General features: G+C 60.0%; 13 protein-coding genes. 5 read left to right on the top strand and 8 right to left on the bottom strand.

Features of this window, described 5'->3' with window-relative positions:
* Positions 1 to 89: 89 nt before the first annotated feature.
* Complete coding sequence (locus tag ACO6VD_RS02255; protein WP_422416733.1) at positions 90 to 1,994, top strand: alkaline phosphatase D family protein; 1,905 nt, start codon at positions 90 to 92, stop codon at positions 1,992 to 1,994.
* Positions 1,995 to 2,036: 42 nt separating this feature from the next.
* Here the strand turns inward: ACO6VD_RS02255 and rssC are convergent, their stop codons facing one another.
* The 6 genes from rssC to ACO6VD_RS02225 form a co-directional block, all read right to left on the bottom strand.
* A complete protein-coding gene (gene rssC / locus ACO6VD_RS02250; RefSeq protein WP_400173061.1) occupies positions 2,037 to 2,519 on the bottom strand; it encodes an anti-sigma factor antagonist RssC in 483 nt (160 codons plus the stop codon).
* Complete coding sequence (gene rssB / locus ACO6VD_RS02245) at positions 2,516 to 3,700, bottom strand: two-component system response regulator RssB (RefSeq protein WP_422416735.1); 1,185 nt, start codon at positions 3,698 to 3,700, stop codon at positions 2,516 to 2,518. Before rssB ends, rssC begins: the two co-directional genes overlap by 4 nt.
* A 324-nt stretch (positions 3,701 to 4,024) precedes the next feature.
* Complete coding sequence (locus ACO6VD_RS02240) at positions 4,025 to 6,451, bottom strand: TonB-dependent siderophore receptor (protein ID WP_422416732.1); 2,427 nt, start codon at positions 6,449 to 6,451, stop codon at positions 4,025 to 4,027.
* Positions 6,452 to 6,560: 109 nt separating this feature from the next.
* Positions 6,561 to 7,538 carry a FecR domain-containing protein gene (locus ACO6VD_RS02235; protein ID WP_422416731.1) on the bottom strand — a complete coding sequence of 326 codons (978 nt, stop codon included), beginning with the start codon at positions 7,536 to 7,538 and terminating at the stop codon, positions 6,561 to 6,563.
* Positions 7,539 to 8,051 carry a sigma-70 family RNA polymerase sigma factor gene (locus tag ACO6VD_RS02230; protein WP_422416730.1) on the bottom strand — a complete coding sequence of 171 codons (513 nt, stop codon included), beginning with the start codon at positions 8,049 to 8,051 and terminating at the stop codon, positions 7,539 to 7,541.
* 127 nt (positions 8,052 to 8,178) lie between these two features.
* Positions 8,179 to 8,886: an MlaA family lipoprotein gene (locus tag ACO6VD_RS02225; RefSeq protein WP_422416728.1), complete on the bottom strand. Its 708-nt coding sequence runs from the start codon at positions 8,884 to 8,886 to the stop codon at positions 8,179 to 8,181.
* A gap of 196 nt (positions 8,887 to 9,082) precedes the next feature.
* Between ACO6VD_RS02225 and ACO6VD_RS02220 the strand changes: the two genes are divergently transcribed.
* Both ACO6VD_RS02220 and ACO6VD_RS02215 read left to right on the top strand, forming a co-directional pair.
* Positions 9,083 to 9,628, top strand: coding sequence for a phosphonoacetaldehyde phosphonohydrolase-related protein (locus tag ACO6VD_RS02220; RefSeq protein WP_422416727.1), 546 nt, complete (start codon positions 9,083 to 9,085; stop codon positions 9,626 to 9,628).
* 124 nt (positions 9,629 to 9,752) lie between these two features.
* On the top strand, positions 9,753 to 10,016 hold the full coding sequence (locus ACO6VD_RS02215) for a DUF4404 family protein (RefSeq protein WP_422416726.1): 264 nt from the start codon (positions 9,753 to 9,755) through the stop codon (positions 10,014 to 10,016).
* Positions 10,017 to 10,061: 45 nt separating this feature from the next.
* Here ACO6VD_RS02215 and queF read toward each other — a convergent pair whose 3' ends face one another.
* Together queF and ACO6VD_RS02205 are read right to left on the bottom strand one after the other, a co-directional pair.
* Positions 10,062 to 10,892 carry an NADPH-dependent 7-cyano-7-deazaguanine reductase QueF gene (gene queF / locus ACO6VD_RS02210; protein WP_422416725.1) on the bottom strand — a complete coding sequence of 277 codons (831 nt, stop codon included), beginning with the start codon at positions 10,890 to 10,892 and terminating at the stop codon, positions 10,062 to 10,064.
* 68 nt (positions 10,893 to 10,960) lie between these two features.
* Complete coding sequence (locus tag ACO6VD_RS02205) at positions 10,961 to 11,455, bottom strand: cupredoxin domain-containing protein (protein ID WP_422416723.1); 495 nt, start codon at positions 11,453 to 11,455, stop codon at positions 10,961 to 10,963.
* A 156-nt stretch (positions 11,456 to 11,611) separates the two neighbouring features.
* On the opposite strand from ACO6VD_RS02205, the gene ACO6VD_RS02200 reads away from it, so the two are divergent.
* Both ACO6VD_RS02200 and ACO6VD_RS02195 read left to right on the top strand, forming a co-directional pair.
* Complete coding sequence (locus ACO6VD_RS02200; protein ID WP_422416721.1) at positions 11,612 to 12,292, top strand: heavy metal response regulator transcription factor; 681 nt, start codon at positions 11,612 to 11,614, stop codon at positions 12,290 to 12,292.
* Complete coding sequence (locus tag ACO6VD_RS02195; protein WP_422416734.1) at positions 12,289 to 13,647, top strand: heavy metal sensor histidine kinase; 1,359 nt, start codon at positions 12,289 to 12,291, stop codon at positions 13,645 to 13,647. The genes ACO6VD_RS02200 and ACO6VD_RS02195 overlap by 4 nt, the downstream gene beginning before the upstream one ends.
* Positions 13,648 to 13,710 lie beyond the last annotated feature (63 nt).

Below are 13,710 nucleotides of genomic sequence, written 5' to 3'. Positions count from 1 at the left end.
CCCCCCTCGTGGGCCAGCCCCCCTCCCCCCTCCCCTTTTGCCCCCTCCCCCCCCCGCGATGCTTTTGATTGTGCTTTACAGAGAAGTTGATGCCTGAACCTTCCGTACTGCCGGCCGTATTGGCCGGCCCCTTGCTGCGTCGCCTCGAACCCACGCGAATGGTGTTCTGGCTAGTCGGCTCGCAAGCGCTGCAACCGACTTTGTCGCTGAGCTGTCCGGATATCACGCCGACGATTGATTGCCAGGTCATCGCCATCGGCCGCCAGGCGTTCGTACACCTGATCGACATTCACCTCGACAACGCATTGCCCTGCGATGTACACATCGACTATGACCTGATCCTGCAGACCGCCGACGGTGTCCAGGGCATCGCCGAATGGGCCCCGCACCTGCTCTACGAAGGCGCTCGCCAGCCCAGCTTCGTCCTGCATTCGCGCCTCGAGCAACTGCTCCACGGCTCATGCCGCAAGCCCCATTACCCGGCTGCCGATGGTTTGCTCTGCGCAGATCGCCTGCTGATGGAGTGTTCCGACCCCAAGTCGCGCCCTGCCCTGCTGATGATGAGTGGCGATCAGGTCTACGCCGACGACGTCGCCGGACCAATGCTACGGGCGGTCCATGCCTTGATCGAGCGCTTGGAGCTGTTTGACGAGCGCCTGCAAGGCGCAGTGGTCGATAACAGCACCGCACTCTATCGACACCCAGCCAGCTATTACCACCGGGCCGACCTACTGCCCGCGCTGGAAAGCAACGAGACCCTGCGTGAGCGCTTCTTCGGTGGTGCGCGCAAGCCAATCTTCACCAGCAGCAACGCTGACAACCACCTGGTGACCTTCGCCGAGGTCATGGCCATGTACCTGCTGGTCTGGTCGCCCGTACCCTGGACACTGATCAACCCGCAGATGCCGCAGGGGCTCACGGTGCAACGCCAGGATCGATACCAGCAGGAGCAACAGCTGATCCACGGATTTGTCGACGGTTTGAGCGGCGTGGCACGGGTACTGGCGCATGTCCCCAGCCTGATGATTTTCGACGATCACGACATCACCGATGACTGGAACCTGTCGGCACAGTGGGAAGCAACCGCTTACGGCCATCCCTTCTCCAAGCGCATCATTGGCAACGCACTGCTTGCCTACCTGTTGTGCCAGGGCTGGGGCAACGATCCCGACACCTGCCGCGAGCTGGTGCAAAAATGTCAGGCATTGACCCACAGCGCCCTGCCCGACCAGCACCTGGATGCCCCGCTGCAGGACGCGCTGATCGATGAGGTGTTGCGCTTTCAAGGCTGGCAGTTCGTGCTGCCAAGCAATCCACCGCTGCTGGTACTGGATACCCGCACCCGCCGCTGGCGCAGTGAAAGCAACCTGAAAAAGCCTTCCGGCCTGCTCGATTGGGAGGCCCTGAGCGAACTGCAACAGGCCCTGCTCGACCACCCCTCGGCAATCATCGTCTCCCCTGCACCAATATTCGGCGTCAAGCTGATCGAAACGGTGCAACGGATATTCAGCTGGCTGGGCTACCCGCTGCTGGTCGACGCTGAAAACTGGATGGCCCACCGCGGCGCGGCGCAGGTGATCCTGAACATCTTCCGACACTCGCGCACACCTGGGCATTACGTGGTGCTTTCCGGTGACGTGCACTATTCCTTCGTCTACGAAGTACTGATCCGACACCGACAGCGCAGCCCGCACCTCTGGCAAATCACCAGCAGTGGCATCAAGAACGAGTTCCCGCGACGCTTGCTGGACACCTTCGATCGCCTCAACCGCTGGCTGTATTCGCCACGCTCGCCACTCAACTGGTTCACCAAGCGCCGGCTGATGGAAGTGATTCCTCGCACGCCCAGCCACAGCAAGGCTGGCGAGCGGCTATGGAACAGCGCAGGCCTGGGCCAGGTGTTTTTCAATGAAGAAGGTCAGCCAGCACGGATTTTTCAACTCAACGCCGACGGCGCGGCGCCGACCGAGTTTCCACCCAGGGCAACAGAATAGACAGAGGTAGCAGCAGGCGCCCGACGGCGCCTGCGAGCCAGGTCAGGTGCGCTCGAGGGCGTTGACCAGGTCGTGGAAGGCTTCACGGTTGGAATCGTTCAGGCCCATGAGGATCTTGTGTGCCTCCAGAACCTTGGAGCGCACGACATCCTCGTTCTGGTCCTGGGAAGGCAGGTCGGTCAGGCACTCAGGGCATGGGATCGGCCGGTCAACGATGTTGAACACCTGGTCGAAGCCCATTGACTGCAACAACCGCGAGATATCCGGGTTGGTGGTCACCACGGTCGGCAACAGGCCGACCTTCTGGCGCGACAGGATCGAGAGTTTGGCCAGCAAACCCAGGGTGGTGCTGTCGATGCTTTCGGTTTCAGTCAGATCGATGACGATCGCCGAGAAATCCAGCGCCGTGAAGATCTTTTCAATAGTCGCATCCAGCGCTGAACACAAGGTCAGGCGCACTTCGCCGACAAACTTCAGAACGAAGGTGCCGTTCTGTTCAGCGAACTGGATTCTTCCCGTACTCATTGAAGGTTCCTGCTCAACACCAATAGGGCGATATCATCCGGCATCTCCCCAAGCGTAGCTAATCCGAATCGTTGGCGTAGCCCATCCAGACTACCACCTGCGGCCTTGATAATCTCTGGCAAGGCCGTTTCTTTATCTTTGAGTGTCTTCCCAGGCAAAAGGTCCAGAATGCCATCAGAGAGTAAGGTCAAGCTGAACTGCGGCGGCAACTCCAGGACATGGTCCTGGTAGCTGGCCTCCTCGAACAGTCCGACCGGCAAACCGCGCCCTTCCAGGTAACGGCTCTGGCCCGGGGTATAGAGCACCGGCAACGGCAAGTGGCCGCCGATGCTGTAGGTCATCAGCCCGGTGTCTTCATCGATCACGCCACCCACCATGGTCACATGCTTGCCCAGCTTGCAGTTGATCAGGCCGCGGTTGATGTGTCCAAGCACTTCCGAAGGCTTGAAGTCGCGCAGTCTGGAATTGCGCTTGAACTCGAACAACAGCCTGGTGGTCATGAACTTCAGGAGTACGGTGACGAACGCCGAGGAGGCGCCATGACCGGAAACGTCTGCCAGGTAAAACGCGATGCGTCGCTCATCCACCCGGAAATAGTCGACGAAATCGCCTGACAGGTACAACGAGGGAATGATCTGGTGCTCAAACGCCAGTTCGTCAGCCACCCAGGGGCTTTCCGGCAGCATGTTCATCTGCACCTGACGCCCGGCCGTCTGGTCCTCCTGCAACAGGTGCAGGCTGGCCTCCAGTTCGCGGTTGGCGGTTTCGAGCTTTTCCCGGTAACGCTGGTTTTCCAGCACCAGGCGCGCCCGATCCAGCGCACGGCGTACCGAGTGCTCAAGTACCGCGAGGTCTTCCAGAGGCTTGATCAGGTAGTCGGCAGCGCCCAGGCGCAACGCCTCCACCGCATCGTTCATCACCCCGGCACCGGAGACCACGATCACCGGCAATTCAGGCGCGCGCTCGGTGACCTGGCGAATCAGCTCCAGGCCGCCCATTTGCGGCATGCGCAGATCGCAGATCACTAGATCAGGCTGTTCCTGTTCGAAGACCTGGAGGCCCTGCTGGCCATTACTCGCTTGCAGGACACTGAAACCACTGTCTTCAAGGTAGGCGGCAAGACTCGCACGTACGACATCGTCGTCATCGATTATCAGCAGCGTCGCACTGGTTTTCTGCATGTGGGCAAACGGCGCCAGAATTAGGTTGGCGTAGGCGGCTCGACAAGGCATGAGCACACATACTGGATTTTCTTCTAGCCACTCTTATTAGAGTTGTAGGACAGGTCAGGCTGTCCGGCAACTAGCAGAGGTGCCCTGTAAGGCGCAGACGGTACTCCCATCTGCGGGGGGTTTCAAGGGTATGCCGATGCTCGCGGCTGCTCTTTGCCGGCTAAAGAGCCAGGAGTTATTTAGGCGATCACTTTCAGTTACTACAGAGCATATTGCTTGCCGGCCAGTACAGGCCCTCCAGGCCAAACGGCCGGAGGGCTACAACCACCTGTTTCAAAAGTCTACGGAGGCCGACAGCTGTAACGTACGCGGGTATCCGGGAGAAATCGCCCCATACGAAGCGACACCCGACCAGTACTCGCGGTCAAAGACGTTTTGCACCGTGGCCCGGAATGTCGTCGGCCGACCTTCGATCCTGGTGGCGTAGCGCGCCCCTGCATCGATGCGCGTCCAGGCATCCAGCTCCTGAGTGTTGGCCTGATCGATATACTGACTACCGGTGTAGATCGCACCGCCGGTGACGGTGAAACCCTCAACCCAGGGCGTATCCCACTCAGCCCAGAAGTTGGCTTGCACGTCAGGTACGCCAACCGGCTCATTGCCTCGATTTGCGCGAGTGGCCGAATCGGTCAGTTCACCGTCGAGCAGTGTCACGCCACCCAGCAAACGGGTACCCGGCGCCACTTCGCCGAACATACTCAGTTCAATCCCGCGGTTACGCTGTTCCGCCTGGACCGAGAACAGGTTGCCTGCGCCCAGCTCGCCACTGGGCTTCTGGATCTGGAACAAGGCCAAGGTGGTCATGAACGTGCCCTTTTCGAGCTTCACCCCAAGCTCGTGCTGCCTGGACTCATAAGGCGCGAAGGCCTCGCCGGCGTTGTCTGCGGTAGCCGGGGCGATATCACCTTTACTCAAACCCTCGACGTAGTTGTAATAGAACGACACGTTTTCCCATGGTTTGACCACAACCCCCAACAACGGCGTTGTCGCGCTATCGTCGTAGCGGGAAGTAACCGCACCGGTGGCGCTGTAGTTGCGCGACTCGATATCCTGCCGGCGCACACCCAAGGTCAGTTGCAGCCGCTCCTCAAGCACCGACAAGGTGTCGGTGAGTGCGACGCCAGACAGTTGCGACTCTGAAATCCGCAACACGTCCGGGGCATTGATGTGCTGCTTGGGCACGTCTACCGGATGGTAGATGTTCGAGAGGATTGCAGTGCCGTTGGTGATACCCCTGGACAGTTCGTCCTGATACCGGGTCGCCATGAGCGTGGTGGTATGGTTGACCGGACCGGTATCGAAGATGGCACGAATTCCGATATCAGCCGTTGAACGATCGACATTGAATTTGTAGTAGCCAGGAATGTTGCTGGTATCGCCTGCTTCGTTAAGGATTCGCGGCACCTGGTCCGACATGCGTTTGACATCTGCCTTGCCGCCACCGGCATGGGCAAACACGGTCAGCGCATCACTGAGGTCATACTCCCCACCCAGCAATGCCGACTGTTCCCGGGTTTCCGACCAGCCCCAATCTTGCGGCAAATTGGTACGGCCATGGGGGGCTGAGGGCACATCAATACCCGGAGCGACGGTAAAGGGGCGTGAGGCCGCATCCCACTGCTCTTTCTGGCTGATGAAGTCAAGGTTCAAGCGCAGGCGTTCCCCTTGATAATCCAGAGCGATGGCACCGATATCCAAGGCTCTTTCCTGGTTATCAATGGCGGTATCTCCCTGCGCGGCACTGCCGTTAAAACGCACACCCCATTCCTTCTCTTCCCCGAAACGACGGCTGACATCGATATGGCCGCCCGCCTGGGTGTCGGCGCTATAGCTGGCGGTGAATCGGGTCAGGTCATCGGCGAGAGCACGCTTGGGCACAATGTTGATCACACCGCCCACGCCACTGTTGGGCGAAATACCGTAGACCAAGGCACCCGGCCCTTTGAGCACTTCAACACGCTCGGCATACTCGGTGAACACACGGTAGTTGGGTGCCACGCCGTACACCCCATCGAAGGCCAATTCCCCCAAGTTGCCTTCGCCCACCGGAAAGCCGCGAATGAAAAAGGAGTCGACAATCCCGCCCGTCTGCCCCGTGGATCGCACTGACGGGTCACGCTCCAGGGCATCGGCAACGGTCACAGTCTGCAGATCGGCAAGGGTTTTGGCGGTGTAGCTGGTTACGCTGAAGGGCGTATCCATTACCTCTTTATTGCCAAGCATCCCCACTCGCCCACCGCGAGCGACCTGCCCACCGGCGTAAGCGTCAGGCAGTGCATCAGCGCGCGTGCTGTAGGCATCGATGTTGGTAACAGCAAGCGTCAGGCCATCACCGCCCGGTTGCTTGATCAAGGTGTAGCTGCCATCGTCGCGTTCGACCAGATCCAGGCCACTGCCAGCGAGCAGCTGCGCAACCCCGTCACGTACCGAGTAGGCGCCTGACAGGCCCGGACTGTGAAGCCCATCGGTCAACGCCGGCTCGAACGACAACGCGATTCCGGACGCCATGGCAAAGCTGGAGAGTGCGCGCCCCAGAGGACCTGCCGGAATGTCATAGGTTTTGCTGGCAACAGCATCCAGCTGCTGGGGTACGGCAGACCAGGCATTGGCGCTTCCTGCTGCCAGAGCGAAACTCAGCATAGCGGTGCGAACGGCTTTTGCTAATGTGCATTCACCGCGAGGACGACTTGCAACAGACATGACAGGTGGATCCTATGGGCTGGGTTAAAAGTGGTTTTCACTCCTATTGCCAGCCCAGGTGCAAAAAAGTATCACCCGCCAAGCACTTTATTTTCAGCCAACTTGTTGCTCAGCGGGCGGAGAGCAAAATCCAGTAGCCATTCATATGTGTTGTCAGGGCTAGCGGATAGGTCTGCACAAGCATATTCAAGGTGCGCTGAGTGTCGTTGAGCGGAAAGGCGCCCGATATGAGCAGATTGGCAATGGCCGGATCACAGCGTACGAAGCCGCGCCGATAGCGCGCCAACTCGGCAACAAAATCATCCAGCCTCATCCTGTCAGCCAGCAGCATGCCTTGAGTCCAGCCAGTAATGCTGTTGTCGGCTGGGCCGACCCTGCTGGCTGCCTGCGCATCGAAGTCGGTTTTTTCACCTGCCCGTACCACCAATGCCTCGCCCCCCACAGCATTGACCGGCTCAACCTTGATCGCCCCCTCGAAGACAGCGAGATACGTACGCCCGGCGCGCTCGCGAACGGTAAAGCGCGTACCCAGTGCTTGCATGAGTCCCTCGCCGGTTCCAACCCGCAGCGGTCGGGACGGGACAAGCGTGTCCGGGGCGGTCTGGACCAGGATTTCGCCCCGACGCAAGCGAATGAAACGCTGACTGGCATCGAAACGCACATCGATCGCCGAATCGGTGTTGAGCACGACACGGGTTCCATCGGCCAGTGTCAGCTCGCGGCGCTCGCCAATGGGCGCGCTGTAGTCTGCCATCCAGCCTTGCTGCTCGGTCACTGTCCAGGTTGCCCAGGCTGCAGGCCCCAACGCAAGCAATGCGGCCAATCGCGTAACCAGCGCGCGACGGCTCGGGTCCGGCGGGCGATCCAGTGCCGACATGGATACCGCCGGTGGCAAGCCTTCCAGTTTGCTCATCAATAATTCGGCACGGCGCCAGGCGGCCTCACGTTCAGGGCTGCTGTTACGCCAAACGATCCAGGCGGCCTTCTGCGCATCGGTGACATCGCTGGCACCCAAACACATCAGCCATTCGGCCGCCTCATCAAGCACGTCGGGGCCTATCGCGTCGGTACGATGTGTGTCGGTCATTTACCCCACCAACGCCAGGCACTGCAAAAATGCCTGCTTCATATAGCGCTTGACAGTAATGAGCGACACGCCGATTTTTTCGGCAATGTCTTCGTACTTCATGCCGCCTATCTGAGACAACAAGAAGGCGCGCCGGACCAATGGCGGCAGGGTATCGAGCATGGCGTCAATTTCGTGCAGGGTCTCCAGCACCAGCAAGCGAGTCTCCGGTGAGGGCACCTCCGGCGCTGGGAGCGCCGCCAACGCGGCGAGATAGGCGCGCTCCAGTGCCTTGCGCTGACACCAGTTGGCGAGGATACCGCTGGCGACACAGTTGAGATATGCGCGGGGTTCTTCGAAAACGCTGACATTCGAAGCCAGGACTCGTACAAAGGTATCCTGCACCAGATCAGCCGCATCCATGGCATTACCCAAGCGCTTGCGCAATCGGGCATACAGCCAACCGTGATGGCCGCTGTAGAGCGCTTCGATGTTGCGCAGGTGGTTGCTGTTAGCGGAAAGTGATTCGCTCATGACTGCGACAATATTTTGCAATTGATAATTATTTGCAATCTTAATTTAAAGCAGAACCTCGGCGCAATGCTGAACCGCAGACATGAAAAAGGCGGCCCTTGGGCCGCCTTTTTCATTGGCGCAACGATTAAAAGTCGTCTTTGACTTCGCCATCCTTGACCTTGAACTCGCGGTTCTGCAGGTAAGCGTTGCGGATAAACACGTACTTGTCGCCGCTGATCAGCTTTTCGGCCGACAGCAAGCTGGCGCGGGTATCGACGACATCCACGGCAATCGCGGTGTTGCGGGTCGGCACGTGGTCGATGTAGCGGTAGGGTTCGGTATAGGTGTCCGGGTACTTGCCGATGGCATCACGTACAGTGCTTGGGCCAAGCAATGGCAGCATCACGTAAGGGCCACTGCCTACGCCCCAGTAACCCAGGGTCTGACCGAAGTCTTCGTCGTTACGTTGCAGGCCCATCTTGGTGCCGACATCGAAGAAACCGCCCAGACCGAAGGTGGTGTTGACGATCAGGCGGGCGGTATCGACGCCTGCAGCGTGAGGCTTGAGCTGCAGGACGTTGTTGGCCAGGTTGGTGACATCGCCCAGGTTACGGAACATGTTATGGATGCCGTCTTCCAGGAACTGCGGGGTGACCGCCTGGTAACCCTTGGCCAGCGGCTTGAGTGCGTAGGTGTCGACGGTGTCGTTAAAGGTAAAGATCGGGCGGTTGATACTCTCCCACGGATCTTCCTCGGTCGCCGCCTGGGCTGCGCCCAGCGGGGCCAGCAGCAGGCCGGCGCAAACACAGGCCCGGGTCATCCGATCGAACACGCCTGTACCGATCCTACGCATAGAGTTACTCCTCGACAGTCACTGCGCAGGACGTCAAGCGTCCTGCGCTAAAAAAGGAAACAAGTATAAAGGGTCTTCCACTGATAAACAGCCTGACACAAATGTGGTCACGATTTTGTGAACAACTGTGTAGCAGCACCGTCACCTAGACGTAACACGCCGAGTGTAGCCTGCGGGCTATTTCAGGGACGTTGCCATGTCAATCTCTCCCGCGATTACCGCTCTGCTGTTTGGCTTGCGCAATTGCCTGGTCGAAACGGGTACCAGCCCTGAACACTCCTTCCCCGCTCCAGGCGCACTACAGACCCTCGACTGGCTGCAACAGCAGCAGGTGCCGTGCGCCTGGATTGACGAGTTGCCTGCCACCGACACAGAGCGCCTGGCCGGGCAACTGCCGGCCTGGCTCAACGCCCATGCTGGGTCGGCTCCCTGGCCGGCACCCGATGCCTGCTGGCAAGCGTTGATGAGCCTCAAGACCACCAAACTGGAAGGATGTGTATTGGTCAGCGGTGAACCACGGCTGCTGCAATCAGGCCTCAACGCTGGCCTGTGGACCATCGGCCTTGCCCGCTGCGGCCCGACCTGCACCACCGACTCTCCCCAGGAACTGGAACACAAGCGTGCCAAGGCAACCCTGCAGTTGTTCGCCATGGGCGTGCACTCGGTGATCGATCACCTCGAAGCACTGAGCGATTGCCTGGCGGACATCGCCCAGCGCCGCCTCAAGGGTGAAAAACCCTGACACAGGGCCGTTGATCCCGGTCATGCAAAGCGTTGCGCAGTGGATTACTCTAGTAGGCAAGGTATGGACCTTTCACCCGCTACCGGGGTCCATGACTGTGCCTATTCATAGAGGGAGATCACCCATGCCTGCCCGCGAACTGCAACAGCAACTCAACGAGCTGCGCGAGCAACTGGAGCAAAACCCACCGCTTTCAGAAGAAGAGCGCGAACACCTGCATGAGCTGATGCGGCAAATCGAGGCCAAGCTTGAGCTGGAAGCCACCGCCCCGGACAATGACCTGGTCGACAGCGTCAACCTGGCGGTTGAAACCTTTGAAGCCAATCACCCCAGCCTGACCGGCATTTTGCGCCGCCTGGCCGTAAGCTTGCACAGTATGGGCATCTGATCCCATTCAAATAAAAAGCCCCGTCATTGAACGGGGCTTTTTTCGTTACTGCCGAACCAGGCGCAGGTTCGGCAATGTCACGGTTTCGGTGCTGCGGTACGGGTTGATATCCAGCCCGCCGCGACGCACGTAACGGGCGTAGACCGTCAGGAACTCAGGATTGAGCAAACGCTTGAGGTCCAGGTAGATGCGTTCCACGCACTGCTCATGGAAATCGGCATGCTGGCGGAAGCTGATCAGGTAGGTCAGCAGGCTGGCGTGATCCAATGCCGCCCCGCGGTAATGCACGGTAACGCTGCCCCAATCCGGCTGGCCAGTGACCGGGCAGTTGGATTTGAGCAGATGGCTGTGCAAGGTTTCTTCGACGATGCGGCTGCTGTCGCAACGCAGCAATTCCGGCTGCGGTTGCTCATAGTTGCTGATGCTCACGTCCAGGTCGTCAATACACACGCCCGGCAAAGCAACCACGCCCTGCCCTTCGACTTCAGACAGACTGCGAACCTGCACGGCTACCGGCTTGCCGGCTGCAGCCGAAAGGTCTTTTACCAGGCATGCCTGCAGTGCAGCGGGCGTTTCGAACACAGTCTGGTTCAAGGAGTTCAGGTACAGCTTGAACGACTTGGACTCGATAATGTTTGGCGAGTCGGCGGGAATGGCGAACTCGCCGATAGCCACCACTGGCTTGCCCGAAGGCAGCAGCCAGGACAACTCGAAGCAGTTCCAGAAATCCACACCTAGCCAAGGCAGGGTCTGGGCGCTGACGCCCAGCTCGGCCCATTTGGCCGCGCGCGGGATCGGGAACAGCAGCGATGGTGTGTAAGTGGCGATGTATTCGCTGGACTTGCCCAGCGGGGAATGTTCGGCGGCGGGATGCATGGCTCAAACCTGAAGGACGAAATGCGCCTAGTTTATCGGGTTTGTGCCATGCGTTGGGTAATCCCCTGTTATTGGCCGATGGTCAGTGTGCCAACCATGCCGGCCTGGTAGTGCCCCGGCACATTGCAGGCGAACTCGATCGGGGTGGCCTGAGTGAAAGTCCAGGTCAACTCACCACGCTTGCCGGGATCGACCATGACCGTGTTGGGATCGTCATGCTGCATGCTGGCGCCGTGCTGCATTCCACCGTGACCCATGGCGGCGTGGTCCATCTGCCCCTGCATGGCGATCATTTCCTTCTGGTGCTTGGCATGCATGACCGCGTCGCCGAGGCTGAACTCATGCGCCACCGCGCCCTTATTGATCAGCACGAAGCGCACCGTTTCCCCTGCCTTGACTTGCAGGCTGCGCGGCTCGTAGTACATATCACCCATAACGATTTCCACAGTGCGATCTGCCTTGGTGGCCGCTGCAGGGGCACCAAAAGCATAGGAATGCGCCGGTGATGCCAGTGCTGGCAAGCTGAACAGCGCCAGGGCGCCGGCGAAAATAAGGTGTTTCATGTCAGGCCCACTCCAGGGTTGCGACGAATCAGGCTTCACTGTAGAAAACCTGCGCTGGCAGCTACCTGACAAAAAGATTACAACTTTGTCAGCTTGGCCACCGACAACGCCCGGCGCGGTATAACCACCCGGCAACCCATCTCCAAGAGCCAGCCGATGAAACTGTTGATCGTCGAAGACCAGACCAAGACCGGCCACTACCTGTGCCAGGGCCTCAGTGAAGCAGGTTTTGCCACAGAGCTGGCCACCGACGGTAATACGGGCCAGCACCTGGCCCTTACAGGCGACCACGACCTGTTGATCCTCGATGTGATGCTGCCCGGTCGCGATGGCTGGCAGATCCTCCAGGCCGTGCGTGCATCAGGCAATGAGGTGCCGGTACTGTTCCTGACCGCCCGCGATGCGGTGGAAGACCGCGTACATGGCCTGGAACTGGGCGCCGATGATTACCTGGTCAAGCCCTTTGCCTTCTCCGAGCTGCTGGCACGGGTGCGCAGCCTGCTGCGCCGGGGCAGCAGCCCGACCCAGGAAACCAGCCTGGGCCTTGGCGACCTGCGCCTGGATCTGATCCGTCGCCGGGTCGAACGTAGCGGCCTGCGTATCGACCTCACCGCCAAGGAATTTGCCCTGCTTGAGCTGCTTCTGCGGCGCCAGGGCGAAGTACTGCCCAAGTCGCTGATTGCCTCGCAGGTCTGGGACATGAATTTCGACAGTGACACCAACGTCATCGAAGTGGCGATCCGCCGTCTACGGCTGAAAATCGATGACAACCATGAGCACAAGCTGATCCATACCGTGCGCGGCATGGGTTATGTCCTTGAAGAGCGGCCTGCCTGATGCGCCGACTGTCCCTGGGCAGCCGCCTGGCACTGTTGTTCGCCGCGTGCACCGCGGTGGTTTCGTTGACCGCGGGTGTGCTGTTCAGCCGCGCCAGCCAGCACCATTTCATTGAGCTCGACCAGCAACTGCTCGAGAGTCGCCTGTCAGTACTGCGCCAGATGCTCGACGGCGTCCACGACCCCGCCAGCCTTGCCACGCGCCTGCCTGCGCTGCAAAGCGAATTGAGCCATCAGGCCGACCTTGCGGTACGGGTTCGCGGCAGCAATGGACAGGTATGGTTCGACAGCCAGGCCAATCTGCCCGACTCCCCCCAGGTACCCGGGCTGAGCACCTTGCATAACAGCAATAGCGCTTACCGCAGCCTGTGCGTCAATCTTGACGAAGGCGACCGGCAGTCGGCGCAACTGACGCTGTTTCTCGACATCACCCACCACCAGCACTTTCTCCAGCGCATGCAGCAACTGATCTGGCTAACGGTTGGTCTCTCGGCCCTGGCCACCGCATTGCTCGGCGCCTGGGCGGCGCGCAGCGGCTTGCGTCCGCTTCGGCAAATGGGTGAAGTGGCTTCCAAGGTATCGGCGCGTTCATTGACCACACGCCTGCCCGAGGGCCAGATGCCGGTGGAACTGGCTGAACTGGCACAAACCGTCAACGCCATGCTCGAGCGGCTGGACGATGCCTTCCAGCGCTTGTCGGCATTCTCTGCCGATATCGCTCACGAACTGCGCACGCCACTGTCGAACCTGCTGACCCACACCCAGGTCACCCTCACCCGCCCACGCAGTCTGGAGGAATACCGCGAAGCCCTGCACAGCAACCTTGAAGAACTGCAGTGGATGGCGCAGCTGGTCAACGACATGCTTTACCTGGCCAAGGCCGACCACGGTCTGTTGATGCCCAGCCGCCAACGGCTTGCTCTCTCGGAAGAAGCTGACGCTCTGCTGGAGTACTACGCGCCGCTGGCTGAAGAAGCGGGTGTGGCGTTACACCGGGAGGGTCAGGCGAGCCTGGAAGGTGACCGGCACATGCTGCGCCGGGCCTTGTCCAACCTGCTCGACAATGCGCTGCGCTTCACCCCGGCACAGGGCGAGATTCGGGTGAGTATCGACGTTCAGGATCACCAGGTGCGCTTGCAGGTCGCCAATACCGGCGAGCCCATCGACCCGGCGTTGCTACCGCGGCTGTTTGATCGTTTTTACCGGGCTGATCCGGCGCGTCGTGAAGGCAGTAGCGAGCATGCGGGTTTGGGCTTGGCCATTACCCGCTCGATCGTCCAGGCCCATGGCGGGAGTATCCGTGCCGAGTCGGCGGCGGGCTGGACCCGATTTGTAATCGACTTGCCGGCGGTTTGAAGCTTTATCGCGGGGGAAAACCCACCCCCCCCAAGATTCCCTGGGAAAGGGGCTTTCCCCCCA

The organism is Pseudomonas sp. GZD-222 (assembly GCF_049310525.1).
GTDB lineage: Bacteria > Pseudomonadota > Gammaproteobacteria > Pseudomonadales > Pseudomonadaceae > Aquipseudomonas.
The sequence above is the reverse complement of the archived record's forward strand: the minus strand, read 5'-3'. Positions and strand labels throughout refer to the sequence as shown.